The organism is Pseudanabaena sp. PCC 6802 (assembly GCF_000332175.1).
Taxonomy (GTDB): domain Bacteria; phylum Cyanobacteriota; class Cyanobacteriia; order Pseudanabaenales; family Pseudanabaenaceae; genus PCC-6802.
The window spans coordinates 500694-515193 of record NZ_KB235910.1 but is presented as its reverse complement, the minus strand read 5'-3'; the positions used below and the strand labels follow the sequence as shown (position 1 = coordinate 515193).

The 14500-nt window shown below is 47.6% G+C and carries 14 protein-coding genes and 1 riboswitch; of the genes, 5 read left to right on the top strand and 9 right to left on the bottom strand.

Features of this window, described 5'->3' with window-relative positions; genetic code table 11:
• Positions 1–320: 320 nt before the first annotated feature.
• Entirely contained in the window at positions 321–1376 is a 1056-nt protein-coding gene (locus PSE6802_RS0102535; RefSeq protein ID WP_051050555.1) for a fatty acid desaturase, read from the top strand.
• A gap of 237 nt (positions 1377–1613) precedes the next feature.
• Here the strand turns inward: PSE6802_RS0102535 and PSE6802_RS0102530 are convergent, their stop codons facing one another.
• The 3 genes from PSE6802_RS0102530 to PSE6802_RS0102520 all read right to left on the bottom strand — a co-directional run bounded on the left by PSE6802_RS0102530 (position 1614) and on the right by PSE6802_RS0102520 (position 2928).
• Entirely contained in the window at positions 1614–1895 is a 282-nt protein-coding gene (locus PSE6802_RS0102530) for a TMEM165/GDT1 family protein (protein WP_019498501.1), read from the bottom strand.
• A 118-nt stretch (positions 1896–2013) separates the two neighbouring features.
• Positions 2014–2346 (bottom strand): TMEM165/GDT1 family protein, encoded by a 333-nt coding sequence (locus PSE6802_RS0102525; RefSeq protein WP_019498500.1) that lies wholly within the window; start codon positions 2344–2346, stop codon positions 2014–2016.
• 54 nt (positions 2347–2400) lie between these two features.
• Positions 2401–2928, bottom strand: coding sequence for a pyroglutamyl-peptidase I family protein (locus PSE6802_RS0102520; RefSeq protein WP_019498499.1), 528 nt, complete (start codon positions 2926–2928; stop codon positions 2401–2403).
• 245 nt (positions 2929–3173) lie between these two features.
• Here PSE6802_RS0102520 and glmU point away from each other — a divergent pair, with 245 nt between their 5' ends.
• On the top strand, positions 3174–4541 hold the full coding sequence (gene glmU / locus PSE6802_RS0102510; RefSeq protein WP_019498497.1) for a bifunctional UDP-N-acetylglucosamine diphosphorylase/glucosamine-1-phosphate N-acetyltransferase GlmU: 1368 nt from the start codon (positions 3174–3176) through the stop codon (positions 4539–4541).
• Positions 4542–4634: 93 nt separating this feature from the next.
• Complete coding sequence (locus PSE6802_RS0102505; protein ID WP_019498496.1) at positions 4635–5132, top strand: hypothetical protein; 498 nt, start codon at positions 4635–4637, stop codon at positions 5130–5132.
• Positions 5133–5141: 9 nt separating this feature from the next.
• On the opposite strand, the gene PSE6802_RS0102500 is transcribed toward PSE6802_RS0102505, so the two are convergent.
• Positions 5142–6323, bottom strand: a complete 1182-nt coding sequence (locus PSE6802_RS0102500; protein WP_019498495.1) for a hypothetical protein — start codon at positions 6321–6323, stop codon at positions 5142–5144.
• A 219-nt stretch (positions 6324–6542) separates the two neighbouring features.
• On the bottom strand, positions 6543–6734 hold the full coding sequence (locus PSE6802_RS31690) for a CbtB domain-containing protein (protein WP_071592252.1): 192 nt from the start codon (positions 6732–6734) through the stop codon (positions 6543–6545).
• 42 nt (positions 6735–6776) lie between these two features.
• Positions 6777–6923, bottom strand: a riboswitch (cobalamin riboswitch).
• 89 nt (positions 6924–7012) lie between these two features.
• Here PSE6802_RS31690 and PSE6802_RS0102495 point away from each other — a divergent pair.
• Positions 7013–7801 (top strand): TrmH family RNA methyltransferase, encoded by a 789-nt coding sequence (locus PSE6802_RS0102495; RefSeq protein WP_019498494.1) that lies wholly within the window; start codon positions 7013–7015, stop codon positions 7799–7801.
• Here PSE6802_RS0102495 and PSE6802_RS0102490 read toward each other — a convergent pair.
• From PSE6802_RS0102490 to queA, 3 genes are all read right to left on the bottom strand, one after another.
• On the bottom strand, positions 7798–9258 hold the full coding sequence (locus tag PSE6802_RS0102490) for an MFS transporter (protein WP_019498493.1): 1461 nt from the start codon (positions 9256–9258) through the stop codon (positions 7798–7800). The two genes, PSE6802_RS0102495 and PSE6802_RS0102490, sit on opposite strands and share 4 nt — an antisense overlap.
• A 98-nt stretch (positions 9259–9356) precedes the next feature.
• A complete protein-coding gene (locus PSE6802_RS0102485) occupies positions 9357–9620 on the bottom strand; it encodes a BolA family protein (protein WP_019498492.1) in 264 nt (87 codons plus the stop codon).
• A gap of 62 nt (positions 9621–9682) precedes the next feature.
• Positions 9683–10747, bottom strand: a complete 1065-nt coding sequence (gene queA / locus PSE6802_RS0102480; protein WP_019498491.1) for a tRNA preQ1(34) S-adenosylmethionine ribosyltransferase-isomerase QueA — start codon at positions 10745–10747, stop codon at positions 9683–9685.
• Between the two features lie 229 nt (positions 10748–10976).
• On the opposite strand from queA, the gene PSE6802_RS0102475 reads away from it, so the two are divergent.
• Positions 10977–11189, top strand: coding sequence for a hypothetical protein (locus PSE6802_RS0102475; RefSeq protein ID WP_019498490.1), 213 nt, complete (start codon positions 10977–10979; stop codon positions 11187–11189).
• 221 nt (positions 11190–11410) lie between these two features.
• On the opposite strand, the gene PSE6802_RS0102470 is transcribed toward PSE6802_RS0102475, so the two are convergent.
• Positions 11411–14215 (bottom strand): cation-translocating P-type ATPase, encoded by a 2805-nt coding sequence (locus PSE6802_RS0102470; protein ID WP_019498489.1) that lies wholly within the window; start codon positions 14213–14215, stop codon positions 11411–11413.
• Between the last annotated feature and the right edge of the window lie 285 nt (positions 14216–14500).

The following is a 14500-nucleotide window of genomic DNA, read 5'->3' as shown; positions in this document are numbered from 1 at the left end:
TGTTGATAAAGGTAACGTTATTTAATTATAGAGTAATTACGATTTTGCCTGCGGTGTGTTCTGTTTCGCTGTAGGTAGTATGGGCGGCGGCAATTTTCCATCAAGGCGATAATTTCACTATTTTTTCCATCCCGCATTGAGGTTTTCGCCCGCTCAAATAAACGACCATTATAGCCTAATATACTCAATATTTAATGAAATCAGACGAAAATGAGGTTGAATATTGATTCTGAAAATTATTTGCTTAACCTCACCTCGAATGACGCAAATAAGGTTAAAATGACGAGGGCTTGTAAATTTTTGTGAATTTAGGTTATTTCGTGCAATTAAATATTAATCCCCATCAACTGGAAGAGCAAGTTTTTGGTGAAAAAGAACTCTCTTTTACCCTCCAAGATTTGAAGAATGTTATTCCCGCTTATTGTTTTGAACCTTCGATCGGCAGATCGCTATTTTACTTTTTTTTAGATATTAGTATTATTGCGGGTTTATATGCGATCGCCTATTCTCTTGATTCCTGGTGGTTTTTCCCCCTTTTCTGGCTCATGCAAGGAACTATGTTCTGGGCGTTATTTGTAGTTGGTCATGATTGCGGTCACAGTTCTTTTTCTAAGATAAAATGGCTGAATAATCTGATTGGTCATTTATGCCATACCCCCATTCTTGTCCCCTATCATGGTTGGCGTATCAGTCACCGCACCCACCACGCTAACACGGGTAATATTGACACGGATGAAAGTTGGTATCCTGTTTCGGAATCTCAATACAATGCAATGACAGGAATTGAGAAATTCTTACGTTACAAGCTATTTTTACTCGCTTATCCAGTATATTTGTTTAAAAGGTCTCCCGGAAAAACTGGTTCTCATTTCCTTCCCAGCAGTCCTTTATTCCGCCCTTCAGAAAAATGGGATGCGATCGCCAGTACAGTATGTTGGGGTTTAATGGTTACTTTTTTAGGTGTTTTAACCTTTAAATTTGGGTTTCTTTTCCTTTTTAAATATTATGTAATGCCCTATCTAGTATTTGTTGTCTGGCTAGATTTGGTAACATATCTCCATCACACAGTAGAAGAGATTCCTTGGTATCGTGGGAATGACTGGTATTTTCTTAAAGGTGCATTGTCAACTGTCGATCGCGATTATGGGTTTATTAACCCCATTCATCACAACATCGGTACCCATGTAGCTCATCATATCTTTTTGAATATGCCCCACTATCACCTTTTAACTGCTACTGAAGCTATTAAGCCCATTTTAGGTGAGTATTATCGTAAATCCACCGAACCGATTTGGAAAACTTTATTCAAATCTGCCAAGACTTGTTATTTTGTGCCCAATGAAGGTTCTCCAGTTTATTACGAACGCAAAAAGTAATTGTTATCCCAATTTGAACAGTAAACACGACAGATCGAACGGGGTGAAGGGGTAGAACACGGCAGTGGCTCTAGCGGGGAACCCCCAAGACCGCCCTGCCTCCCCTTCTTGGGGGCAACGCCCCCAAACTCCCTACTCACCTCCGATCTGAAAACTGCTATAGCTGGGATGGCAAAGCCAATCGCTTTGTTGATGGAAGTTGGAGATAGCAATCCATACCAATAGCAGAGCTTTCGCCTATGTTTCTGGGTGGGAAGATAGAAGGCGAATCGCCACGATCGCGAATACGAACGCAGCGATCGCTTTGAGCAGTCTAGTTGGTAAAAACTGCGATACCTGACCGCCTAGCAGCACTCCAATTAAACTCGCTGCTAATAGTGCTAAAGCTGAACCTAGAAAGATATAGCGGCGGGGAGCCTTCGAGTTACCGCTCAAACTGAGCGTAGCAAGCTGGCTTTTATCACCTAACTCCGAGACAAAAATAGTACCGAAACTCAAAGCTAGTAATTGCCAATCCATAATTCAAATCGATTCCTCCAATAAATTTTTCATCGATCGTCGCGTGTGGGGACAGGTTGAGATTATCAAAATGCTTGCGGAATGAAACTTTAAAAGGCTAACTGCTAAAGGCTACAAGCTACAGAATCGCATCCCAGACTAAACTTATGGCAAGCAATAAAAAACTCAGGCCAGTCATGGTGTTGAGTAAATTGGGCGATACTTTCTTAGATAACCACTTGCCCGCGACTACGCCCAGAAAACTAGTGGTGACTAGTGCCAACGCCGCACCCAGAAATACGATCGCAGGCGATCGCGATGAAGCGGCGATTGTCAAAGTTGTTAGTTGAGTCTTATCGCCGATCTCAGCTAGAAATACTGTCAGAAATGTGGTGGTTAAGATCTGAAAGTGCTCGGTTTTAACTAAGCGATCAGGAGGAGAAAAGCCGTCTGGCTTTAGTAAATACGTCACGGGGATATTTTAAAGTCTAGTGTTCTCATTTTCTTTTCACATTTTAACCTATCTTCACAAAAATGCCCGCAAAATCGCCATGAAGTCTGTCAAGATCGGTTGACAATTGGTACGGGTGAGGACGGGTACGTGGACAAAAATGCAGTTGGTGGTGGGGCTATGTTCGTGTAGATACTTGAGGACAGAGTGGTACAGGGCGTTGCAGACAAACTTGCCTGCATTGTGGCTAATTGCTGTCACGCTTAAGTTATCGACTAGTTGGTCTAAATCAACCTGAGTGGAGAATTTTTCTAGTGGGTTACCCGTTACAGAATCGAGCTTAGCCCCGGTTGACTCCACCATCAGATGCGATCGCTTTTCTGCCATTCCGCAACAAATTACGGCTTGCGGTTGTATTTCAGCGATCGCAGCAATTACCCGAGCGGGAGCTATTTGAAAATCGACAGGAATTTTGCGGAGCAGGTGCAGGCGATCGTGCGGTAAATCTTGTTGTAGCGCTAGCCCTAGCAGATCGTCGGACGCATTCGAGATATGGTGGGCTTTCCAGGTGTCAAAGGAAGTAAGAAGTAGCTTTGCTGGCATAGGTAATATGGTGGCGGTCAGCTTTTAGCTTTCAGCAGTCAGCAGGAAAATAGAGAATTGCTATATTACATCAGAAACTATCGATGAAGTTACAGGCGATCGCCGCAATCGCCGCAACAGTTTTGCTACGGTGCGGCAAAATATCTGAAGCTTCATTCGATGCAATAATAAAAAAGTTTGTTTTATTACGTGGGGTAATTTCCCCAATACCAGGAAATTTGGTGAATGAAAATAAGGGTAACTCCATGTTAGCAGTGGCAATTTTGGCAGCGGGCAAAGGTACTCGTATGAAGTCCGATCTGCCCAAGGTGGTACACGAGTTGGGCGGGCGATCGCTGGTAAAGCGGGTCTTAGATGCGGCTACCGCCCTATCACCCAAACGGCGGTTGATAATTGTAGGTTACGGCCAAGCTTTGGTGCGAGAGGCACTGGCAGCAGAACCAGGTTTAGAGTTTGTAGAACAGGCGGAGCAACTGGGGACAGGGCACGCGATTCAGCAATTACTGGAGCCATTACAAGGTTTCACGGGAGATCTGGTAGTTTTAACTGGCGATACACCACTACTGACAACCCAAACTATTGCGGATTTAGTAGCAACCCATCGCGATCGCCATGCTGCTGCTACCGTCCTCACTGCTTTATTACCCGATCCCACCGGCTATGGACGGGTTTTTTGCGATCGGAACAATCAGATCGAATGCATTATCGAACACCGCGACTGTACCGACGCGCAACGACAGAATCAGCGCGTGAGTGCGGGCGTGTATTGCTTTAAATGGCCAGAACTGGCTGAGATTTTACCCAAACTTTCTAATAACAACGATCAAAAAGAGTACTATCTCACCGAAGTTTTCAATTATCTCTCTCCTGTCTTTGCTCAAGATGTGGAAGATTATGAAGAGAGCTTCGGGATCAACAGCCGCGTGCAACTTGCCCACGCCTATGAGGTACTTCAGAGCCGTATTCGCGATAAATGGATGCGGTTGGGCGTGACGATGAATTTGCCTGACACGATTACAATCGACGACACGGTAGAACTAGAGCCAAACGTGATTATCGAGCCGCAAACTCATCTGCGCGGCTATACCAAAATCAAGTCGGGATCGGTAATTGGCCCTGGCAGTTTAATCGAAAATAGTACTATTGCAGAGAACTGTCGCGTTCTCTATGCCACTGTAGAAGATAGCCAGATTGGCGCAGGTTGTCGCGTTGGCCCCTACACTCACATCAGTAAAGAGTCAATCGTGGGGGATCGCTGTCGGGTTGGCAATTTTGTCGAGCTGAAAAAGACGCGAATGGGAGAGAATACTAACGCCGCTCATCTCAGTTATCTGGGCGATGCCACGCTGGGGAATCGGGTCAACATCGGTGCGGGAACGGTTACCGCAAACTATGACGGTTTTAATAAGCATCCTACAGTGATAGGCGATCGCAGCAAAACTGGTGCCAACTCCGTTTTGGTAGCGCCAATTCAGATTGGTAAAAACGTTAACATTGCATCTGGCTCAGTAGTTACCACTAATGTGGAGGATAATGCCCTGGCTATTGCTAGAGCTAGGGAAACAATCAAGCCAGACTATTATGATGAGGATGGGCGCAAGAAAGTTAAGTAAAGCAGATGCAGAGACTCAGATATAGAAAATTCTGTGCCCCGAATCTTCATTCCCAAAATAGAATAGGAGTATAACTTTTGAATATGTCATTCAATGCAGTTCATCGACGCTAAGCAGGCTTATCCACTGATCTTAGGGATGGTTATTTCTTTGGTGGGCGTAGGTCTCTGGCAAAAACTGAATCCGCCGACTGTGAGAGAAATAACTAGTCCCCTCCCCGTAACCGTGCCACCATTACCAACTACATCACCCCGCCCCGCCAGGATTCCAGGGAAGCAGCAGGGGGCTTTACGGGTTGGCAACCGTACCGAGCATTCCGTGAGAATTGTTCTGCTGTCTGGCAAACGCGATCGCGCGAGTTGGGATGGGGTGGAGCCAGTCAATTGGGATTTTGCTCCCAGTGAAGGAGGCGCAGAAGGGTTACTCCTATCCTTACCGAATGGGCAGATCGAGGTAGCTCAAGGTGATATTATGTTCGCTTTTGCTACTGATGGTTCCCGACTTTACTGGGGGCCGCATGTAGTTGGTCAAACGAATTCTCTCGTTTGGAATGGCGATCGCCGCGAATGGAATATGATCCTGGAACCTTGAGCTTTAGGGTTAGGTTTCTTGCCAGCGGCTGCGTCGCAGCCACAATCCAACTACCAGGCCAACTGTTAAAACCCCTGTAAAGGAGAGCAATCCAATTAATCGCACTGACATTGGTGGCGCGATCGCCTCCACATCAATTTCCCGAGCGACTTCGAGGGGTGGGAATTGCTGCTTGCTATGAGGTTGGGGCGATGCCTTGACCTCGATTTTATGGGGAGCGCCATCAAAAAATTGCTCTTGCCATGCCAGCAATCCTTGAGCATTCGGTATCCCCTGATAAGCAAATGCTACCCAGTTATTTTCTAGCTGCGTTGTTTTAATTGACAAGATGGCATCGTTGAGGGGGCGATTGGTTTTGCTATCGGTCAGTTTTGCTTGAAATGATGCAGCACGTCCAACCTCGGCACCACTATCCCCAACCAGCTCCAGTTTTACCCCCTGTGACTGGCTTATGCTAGAGGTATTTGAGTTGCTACGTGCTTCTTCTGCGATGTGCGTGCGGACTCCAGCCAACTCAGCACTTACATTAAAGAACAGCAAAGCCGCGATCGCTAAGACAGTCGCGCCACTCAAAAGCAGCCTTACTCGACGCGGTGCAATTTCTCCTGCCTGAATTACCTGGCGGCCTCCGATAATCCAACCACCAAAGCAACCAATCGCTAGTAGCGCTCCTAAAACAAATGGGAAGTATTGCCACTTCAAAGGATTTTCAGGAACTGCCAGTTCCAAGTTCTGCGTAATTGGCGCGAAAGCATTGGTAAGTTTTGGCGTGACGCTGACTCGCAACTGATAGTTGCCACGGATGGGAAACACTTGCTGCATCTGCAACTCACCCGTAGGAGCATCTCCTTCAATGTCCAACAGCTTGGTGCCTTCCACCACAGGAAAATCTGTAGTAAACCAGGGGGTAGGAGCGGGGGTCAATATTTGCAGATGGAACCGAGCGTCCTGTAATGACTTGCCCGATGCATCCTGCGCGCGCAACTTTAGCCGGATGGGTGGTTGATACTGCCCCGATCCTAAATATTCTGTCGCTTCTGCTTCTAGAGGATAGGCTCGAGCGATCGGTGGCTCCGCGACCAACTGTACCGAAGCTGAGGGCGACAGAGACAATCCAGCGATCGCGTGGGATAGAATACCGACAGCACAAGCTAAGCCTACGAGTGCAGACCATTTAAATTTGGGGAACACGATTGGAAACTCCTATAAAGGCTGGGTAAGGGCAGGTTTAGCGAGAAGTTTTTACTCTTATAGCCGTAGACGGATCGTTTATTATCGCGAGTGTGGAGGCTAAGCCCCCACGCAGGGGTTCCACCCCTGCACACCATCCTGAGCCTATTGGCTATAGCTATATTGGTGGTTTTGGTCTAAAACCTGCCCCTAAATGGATTTTTACAGTAACCAAAGATTTCAATGACAACTAACGCCAAGCGTGTGATGTCTGAGGGAATGAACTTTATCGTGTACTGCCGGATAAGTACTGAAATAGACCATCCAAATAATCAGCGACCAGAGCAGAATGTAGAGAATTGACTGGGTTGGCACTGATAAAACTAACCTCTCAGTGCGTCGCCATGGTGAAACTTGGATTGAGCTTTTCATGCTGTACCTCGCAGATGAACTAATCTAATTTGCTCTAACTCGATCTAACCTGATACATCGGCGGGCATTCTGACTTAGAGAGTAATATAACTCTCATTACAGTTGCGGGACAGTGTCGGCCTTGCACCGTACTTTCCCCATTACTTCTGATGGCTGTTCCCCATCAAAACCGACGAATGGCTTAAAGTATATCAGTTCAGGCGATCGCCAATACCAGCAGAGTTAAAAAACTTAATGAATAAAGTGGTTATAATCGTTAAAACATCATAAATTTGTCATTGCTGACCAGTACCAATAATCCCTTAATTAAACAATTGCGCCAACTTGGCAAAAGTGCCAAGGAAAGACGCAAGCAAAATCTCTTTCTGCTTGAAGGTACTCATGCTCTCATGGAGGCGATCGCTACCCAATATCCCCTGGATACCATTTGCTGTACGGAAGCGTGGGCGGAATCTCATTCCCAAATTTTTTTGCGAGAGCGGGCGATCGCGAGTCGAGTGGAGCTTGTAGGCCAGAACGTAATAGAAGCGATCGCGACGACGGTTAATCCTGATGGTGTGGTGGCAGCAGCACCGCTACCTGAGAATAAGTCGATTGAGATTGCGAGTTTGGGTTTAGCGCTGGAATCGCTTCAAGATCCAGGGAATATGGGCGCAATTATCCGATCGGCGGTGGCGGTGGGTGTCGATGGAATTCTAGTCAGTCAAGATAGCGTTGATGCCACTAACCCTAAAATTATCCGAGCCACAGCGGGGCAGTGGTTCCGATGTCCCAGACAAACAGTAGATAATTTGCCGGATGCCGTTCGCGCTTGGCAAAATACTGGTGGTGTAGCGATCGCCACCCTATCCGATGCCAGGATCTCTTATTGGGATTTCGATTTTACCCAACCGAGTTTAATTCTGTTGGGAAATGAAGGTAATGGCTTATCCAAGGAAATGGTTGCCATTGCGGATGTAGCGGTAAAGATCCCGCTGAGTCCAGATGTGGAGTCTTTGAACGTGGCGATCGCGGCATCGCTCTTGCTATACGAAGCCAAGCGCCAAAGGGAATATCACCGCCACTAGTTCCGAGCATTCCTCCGTTCGTTCAATCGATAGAGAATCTCGGCATGGTACTCACGAGTAATTGGATAAAAGTAAGCCAGGACTAAACTGCAAATCAAAGTGGCAGTTGGCAAAGGCCCGATCGCAATTAGAATTGCTTGTAAAGCAGAAGGGGGTTGGGTAGGTGCGGGCTGACAGGGCAATCTTTCTTGAAATCCCGACCAGGAAAGCCCAACACCTAGTAGAAATAATCCAACCGCCAGTCCCATTTTTTGCAATAGCACCATAAAAGCATAAAATATGCCTTCCCGTCGCTGACCCGTTTGCAATTCGTCCAATTCCGTCACATCCGGTACCATTGACCAGGGAATTAGGTAGGCAGTTGAAACCCCAAATCCAGCCAGGACGGCAAGAACGTACATTAAGCCGATCTGACCGGGCTTGAGAAAGAATAAACCGGCTTGCGCGATAATCCAAAAGCCCATACCGGCAAAGTAGATAGCCTTCTTCCCAAATTTCTTACTCAGCGCGCTCCATACGTATAACATCGCCAGAGCTGTGCCTTGAACGGCAATAGTCACTTGGATGAAATCCGTTTCCGTCAGTCCCATATAATTCACAACATAGTAGGGAATAATCGATGCTGTGATTTGTACGGCCAGCCAGGAACAGAAATAAATCCCAATTACGTATAAAAAAGGACGATTGCTAAATACAACGCTCAACTGCCGAGCAAAGCTCATCTCCTCTACAGGCTCTGAAGCTTGCGCGTGCAGGCGCTGGCGCTCTGCCATGAGAGCGCGATCGCGGATGCCCCACACGCACCAATAGATCGATAACACGGCGATTACTGCGCAAACTCCTCCCAGAACTAGATATTGCAAGCTGTCAGCGCTGCAACTGCCGGATGACTGCGCGGCATTGGATTTAAAGGCAGCAAAGATAATATTAGCCAGTACTAGAGAGAGAATGCTGCCACCAATCGAGAAGGTAAATCGGAAACTGGTAAGGCTGGTGCGCTCGTGGTAATCCTGAGTTAGTTCTGCGGTTAGAGCCGTATAGGGTAGGTTAACAGCGGTATAGAACGTGTTGAACAGAATCGCAATAATTACGTAGTACCAGAACAACCCCCACTTATCAGTAGTTGGTACCAACCACTGCAACCAAAAGAAAATGCCAAAGGGAATAGCGCTATATAGCATCCAGGGTAACCGCCTGCCCTGACGCGATTTGGTGCGATCGCTGAGCACGCCCACAATCGGATCGTTAACGGCATCCCACACTTTGCCAATCAGCAAGATAAGCCCTGCTAAGCCCGGATCTAAGCCTGCTACATTGGTGAAAAAGAATAGTAGAAAGAACGACAGCAGGTTGGCGGTCATTGCTGCGCCCAGATCGCCTGCACCGTAGGCAAGCTTGGTTGGGAAATCGAGCTTTGAGGAGATGCTAGATCCAGTCAAGCGATCGGGATTGCTCATGTAGATTGTGCCTCGACAGAACTAGAGCGAGGAATACATTGAAGATACTCGCAAGTCAAAAGAGATTATAGTTCTGCGTGACATCAATTAGCCAACTCTTAGCTAATTTGTACGGAGAAGTTTTGCCACTGTTCGGGGCTGTAGGTTTTGAGTTGGAGGGCATGGATTGCCCCGCTATCGAGGTATGCTTTTAAGGCATCATTGACTAACCTGTGTTGTTTAATTGTGGTTAAGCCGCTAAACTGCTCGGCAATTACGATCGCATTAAAATGCTGGCCGTCGCGATTGGGGTCTTGCACTTGTACTTTAGCTCCAGGGAGGGCAGCAGCGATCAGAGATTCTATATCAGTGGTAGAGATCATGATTTTTAGGGGTTAGGGTTTATGGGATACGGGATAGGGGGTGTGGGGTTAATGCTTAATCCTTACGGGATAGGGGGTGTGGGATTATTTCCTCTCCAGATTAGCATGGCATCTCCGAAGGAATAAAAACGGTATTCTTGAGCGATCGCTTCTTGATAGAGCTGCAACAAATGTTCTCGTCCAGATTCACCTAGGAACGATGCCACCATCATCATCAAAGTTGATTTGGGCAGGTGGAAATTCGTAATTAAGCCATCCAGTACCTTCCATTCGTAGCCGGGATAGATCATTAAATTAGTTTTGCCTTTAAAGGGCTGGAGGTTGCTAGACTCAATGGCGCGAACTACGGTTGTACCTACTGCGATTACCCTACCGCCATTAGCTTTGGTTGCTTTAATTAGTTCAATTGTGTCTTCAGTTACCTCAAAGGATTCATGGTGCATTTTATGCGTGGTAATATCCTCTGCCTCTACAGGACGAAACGTGCCCAGCCCCACGTGCAGCGTAATGTAGGCTTGCGATACCCCCATGTCTTTTAGCTCGTCAAGCAGGCGTTCGGTAAAATGCAAACCGGCAGTGGGTGCGGCGATCGCGCCTGGATTTTTGGCATAAACGGTTTGATATTGATCTGCGGCAGCTTCTGGTGCTGCAATGTAAGGCGGGAAGGGGATATGACCGTGTTCTGCAATTACATCATCCAGGGTACGGTGCTCGGGAATATGAAATAGCAGTTCTCTGCCTCTGGTTTCCGGATCTGTACCTACGACCTGGGCTTTAATATCCTCTGTAAACACGATCGTGCTGCCGACTGGCAGTCTCTTACCGGGCTTAACCAGGGCTAGCCAGCGATTTGTCCCCAGTGGCTCCATCAGCAAAATTTCCACTGGTACGCCTGAAAACTTATGCCCGTACATGCGGGCTGGAATCACGCGAGTATCGTTGAAGATGAGTAGATCGCCGGAACGCAATAGTTTTGGTAGCTCGGCGAACTGGTGATGGCTGTGGCTGCGATCGCTGCTGACGACTAAAAGGCGCGAGCTATCCCTCGGTATTGCAGGACTCTGAGCGATGCGATCGCTTGGTAGTTCGTATTCATAGGCGCTCAGAGAAAGATCGGGATTCAACATCGGCAGTTTATAGATCGGCTAGATCGGCAATTCGCAAGATTAAATTATTGCCTCGGCAGTTTACAGGAAGAAATTAAAACAAAAACAACAGAACTTTACATACCTTTTTAAAAAACGGTGGTATATAAGAGGGTAGCGTAAGGGGGTTTGCCTGGAACACTCAAACTATAGGCAGACTCAATCAAGTAAACACATCTGAATTGCACCTAAAATTATCGAGGAGTTTCCTATGCAGTATTTAATGATGGATATCCACCAACGTTTTATTGGGACATTAAACCGCAATGCCCAATTAGCAATTGGTGATGTACTGGAAGCAAGTAATGCTAAGACTTACACTGTTGTTAGTATTAATGCTGCTCAGAATAGAGATCAAAACACCAGATCGGTAACTGTGATTCCACGTCATGCAGCACTACGCAGTAAATCAGCAATAGGCTAGTTTTACATTCTAGCAATGTATTGCCACAGCTAGTTGAACTTTAGTGTATTAACCAGTTTACCAATGAATAAAAGCTATCTGAGCCTACCTGAGGTAGGCTCTCTGTGTGTCTATCCTTTGGCAAGCAATCTGAAGCAAGTGGGCGCACTGATGACATACATTGAAATAGTTGCGGCATCGACCTTTTGACTGCTGACTGCTGACCGCTGACCGCTACCTTCTTATCGTGTTTTTGGCAGTGCTGAGGAATTATTCTTATGGGACTCATACCACCGAATAAAGATCTTTTCGGCTTCGATCCAAACTAGCATGAGGGCGCTAAAGCCAAAGCAAACGCCTAGCTCGGGTAGAGATAGTGCTTCGGTACCAAAGAAATTACTCAAAACAGGCACGTATAGTAACGCTAGTTGCAGAAGTGTCGTGACAACCACAGCTCCTAACAAAAATGGATTGGAGAACGGATTGAGCTGAGCCAAAAGTTTGTAGTCCGAGCGTACGGCTAAGGCATGCCCCATTTGAGCTAAACAAAGCGTGGTAAACACGATTGATTTCCAGTGGGCGTTCCAGGTACCAGCACTTTCAGGTGTATTAAAAGCAATCTCCATTAATACGATCGTTAAGAATGCGAATATCACACCGATGCGGATCATGTAAGACCCTAATCCGCGCGCAAAGATACTATCTTTAGGGCTAAAAGGTGGCTGCTGCATAATGCCCGGTTCGGCTGGTTCTACGGCAAGGGCGAGGGCAGGCAAGCCGTCAGTGACCAGGTTCATCCACAGAATTTGTAGCGGTGTCATTGGCACATCGGGTAACCCCATAATTGGAGCTGCCGCAATTGTGAGGACTTCGCCGATATTGCTACCCAAGATGTACTTAATAAAGCGCCTGATATTGGTATAAACTACTCGTCCTTCTTCTGTAGCTGCCACGATCGTGGCAAAGTTGTCATCTAGCAACACCATATCGCTGGCTTCCTTAGATACATCCGTGCCAGTGATGCCCATGGCAATGCCGATATCGGATTGTTTCAACGCCGGAGCATCGTTAACCCCGTCACCAGTCATCGCCACAAATTCACCCTGGCGCTGTAATGCTTGCACGATGCGCAATTTGTGTTCTGGCGCTACTCTGGCATAAACGCTGGTGTGAGATACAATGCCATCCAGGTCGAGATCGGACATTTTCTCTAGTTCTTGCCCCGTAACAACCCTTGCGTTGTCGTCGGTAATGCCTAGATCGGCAGCGATCGCTTTTGCTGTGAGTTGATGATCGCCTGTAATCATGACAGGTCGAATGCCAGCTTGGCGGCAAATTGCCACTGCATCCGAGACTTCGCCACGGGGGGCATCGCGCATGCCCACCAATCCCAGCCAGATCAGGTTCTGTTCTAGCGCCTCTGCCTCTGCCTCGGATTTTGGCAACTCACGTACCGATCTATGGGCAAATCCCAGGACGCGAATGCCGTGTCTTGCCATGCGATCGTTCTGCTCCAGGATGGCAGCGTGAAATGCATCTGTGAGAGGCAGAGAGCTACCATCAATGTGGATGCGATCGCAGCAGGCCAGGACTAATTCCGGCGAACCCTTGGTAAATAAGGTGTAGGGTTCTGGGCGATCGGCTGTGGCACAGATTACGCTCATGCGCTTGCGTTCGGAAGAAAATGGTACTTCTGCCATTCTTGGCATCGTTGCATTCAGTTCATGCTGCTCGATACCAGCCTTGCCTGCCAGTGTAAGCAAGGCACCTTCGGTCGGATCGCCAATGACTACCCATTCGCCGTCGTCCTGTTGTAGATGTGCGTCGTTGCAAACCACACAGGCATTGAGTAGAGTAATTATTTCTGGAGCGCGAGTCAGGTCTATGTCCGAAATGTGAGAGCTATCGTCGGTGTTGCGCACGATCGTGAATTCCCCAACTGGTTCGTAACCGACACCGCTAACGCTAGCAACTAATTCGGCAGTATATAGTGCCTCTACCACCATTTTGTTTTGGGTCAGCGTCCCAGTTTTATCGGAACAAATTGTGGTTACGGAACCAAGCGTTTCTACAGCGGGTAATTTACGAATCAGTGCGTGTCGCCTGACCATGCGCTGCGTCCCCAGGGCGAGCGTGACTGTAATTACGGCAGGTAACCCCTCTGGCACTACTGCCACTGCCATGCTCAGAGAAGTTTCAAGTAAATCTAAAAACTTCCCGCCACGGAAGAGTCCGATTACTACCACGACACCCACCAGGATCAACGCGCCAGTTACCAGTGCGTTACCAAGCTGGGTCATGCGTTGCTGTAGGGGTGTGGGTTCGTTTTCTACGCCCTGCAACATAGATGCCACCCGCCCCAGTTCCGTAGACATGCCGATCGCAGTAATTAATACCGTCCCGCGTCCCTGAATGACCTCCGTTCCCTGAAATACCATATTGTTGCGATCGCCGATCGCCTCATCCTCTGCCACCACAACATCAGCAATCTTATTGACGACATGGGCTTCCCCCGTGAGCGCCGCCTCCCGAATTTTGAGGTTGACCGCCTCTAGCAAGCGTCCGTCCGCTGAGATCTGTACGCCTGCTTCTATAAAAGCAATATCCCCCGGCACTAGCTCCACGGAGGGTATCTCGTCAATTGTGCCATCACGGATCACGCGCACATTTGGCGACGACAACTTTTTGAGGGCGGCGAGGGCTTCTTCTGCCCGGCTTTCCTGCACGTACCCCAGGATGCCATTGAGCAAAACGATCGCCGCGATCGCGATCGCATCTTTAGGAAATGACTGTTTAGAGATGGCTATACTGGCTGAAACGAGCGCTACGCCAATTAACATCAACAGCATGATGTTAGTGAACTGGTCGATAAAGATACTGAGCTTGCTACGCCCAGACTTGGTCTCTAGCTCATTACGACCGTAACTAGCCTGTCGTTCTTCTACCTGCTGGGTACTCAGACCCGTAGACTGGTCAGTGTCTAAGCTGTCTACAGCTTCCCGTGGTTTCAGTGTATGCCAAGCTTTATTTGCAGGGAAGGATGTCATTCCTCATGTTCCTTTGGGTACAAAAGTAAAGTTAAGATCTCTTTCTAAGCCTAGCAACTATCGCGACAAACTTTGCTAGTCTGCGTCAGCTAATTGGGTGCGTTAAGTTGGCTGCAACCCCAGTTGAAGGACAGTTTGCCAAAAATTAAGTTGCCGAGCGATCGCCACAATATAGCGCCAAAATGCCAAGTTATACCAAATTTAAATTTTTATAGTTGAAACCGATCTTACGTAGAAATTCCTAGAATCCTCACCCCTAACTTCTCTCCCTGAGGGAGAAGGAAA

Bases quoted from the DNA above. Each gene is read 5' to 3' on its own strand.
- PSE6802_RS0102530 (WP_019498501.1), bottom strand. From the start codon at position 1,895: ATGGATTGGCAATTACTAGCTTTGAGTTTCGGTACTATTTTTGTCTCG.
- PSE6802_RS0102520 (WP_019498499.1), bottom strand. From the start codon at position 2,928: ATGCCAGCAAAGCTACTTCTTACTTCCTTTGACACCTGGAAAGCCCAC.
- glmU (WP_019498497.1), top strand. From the start codon at position 3,174: ATGTTAGCAGTGGCAATTTTGGCAGCGGGCAAAGGTACTCGTATGAAG.
- PSE6802_RS0102505 (WP_019498496.1), top strand. From the start codon at position 4,635: ATGCAGTTCATCGACGCTAAGCAGGCTTATCCACTGATCTTAGGGATG.
- PSE6802_RS31690 (WP_071592252.1), bottom strand. From the start codon at position 6,734: ATGAAAAGCTCAATCCAAGTTTCACCATGGCGACGCACTGAGAGGTTA.
- PSE6802_RS0102490 (WP_019498493.1), bottom strand. From the start codon at position 9,258: ATGAGCAATCCCGATCGCTTGACTGGATCTAGCATCTCCTCAAAGCTC.
- PSE6802_RS0102485 (WP_019498492.1), bottom strand. From the start codon at position 9,620: ATGATCTCTACCACTGATATAGAATCTCTGATCGCTGCTGCCCTCCCT.
- queA (WP_019498491.1), bottom strand. From the start codon at position 10,747: ATGTTGAATCCCGATCTTTCTCTGAGCGCCTATGAATACGAACTACCA.
- PSE6802_RS0102475 (WP_019498490.1), top strand. From the start codon at position 10,977: ATGCAGTATTTAATGATGGATATCCACCAACGTTTTATTGGGACATTA.
- PSE6802_RS0102470 (WP_019498489.1), bottom strand. From the start codon at position 14,215: ATGACATCCTTCCCTGCAAATAAAGCTTGGCATACACTGAAACCACGG.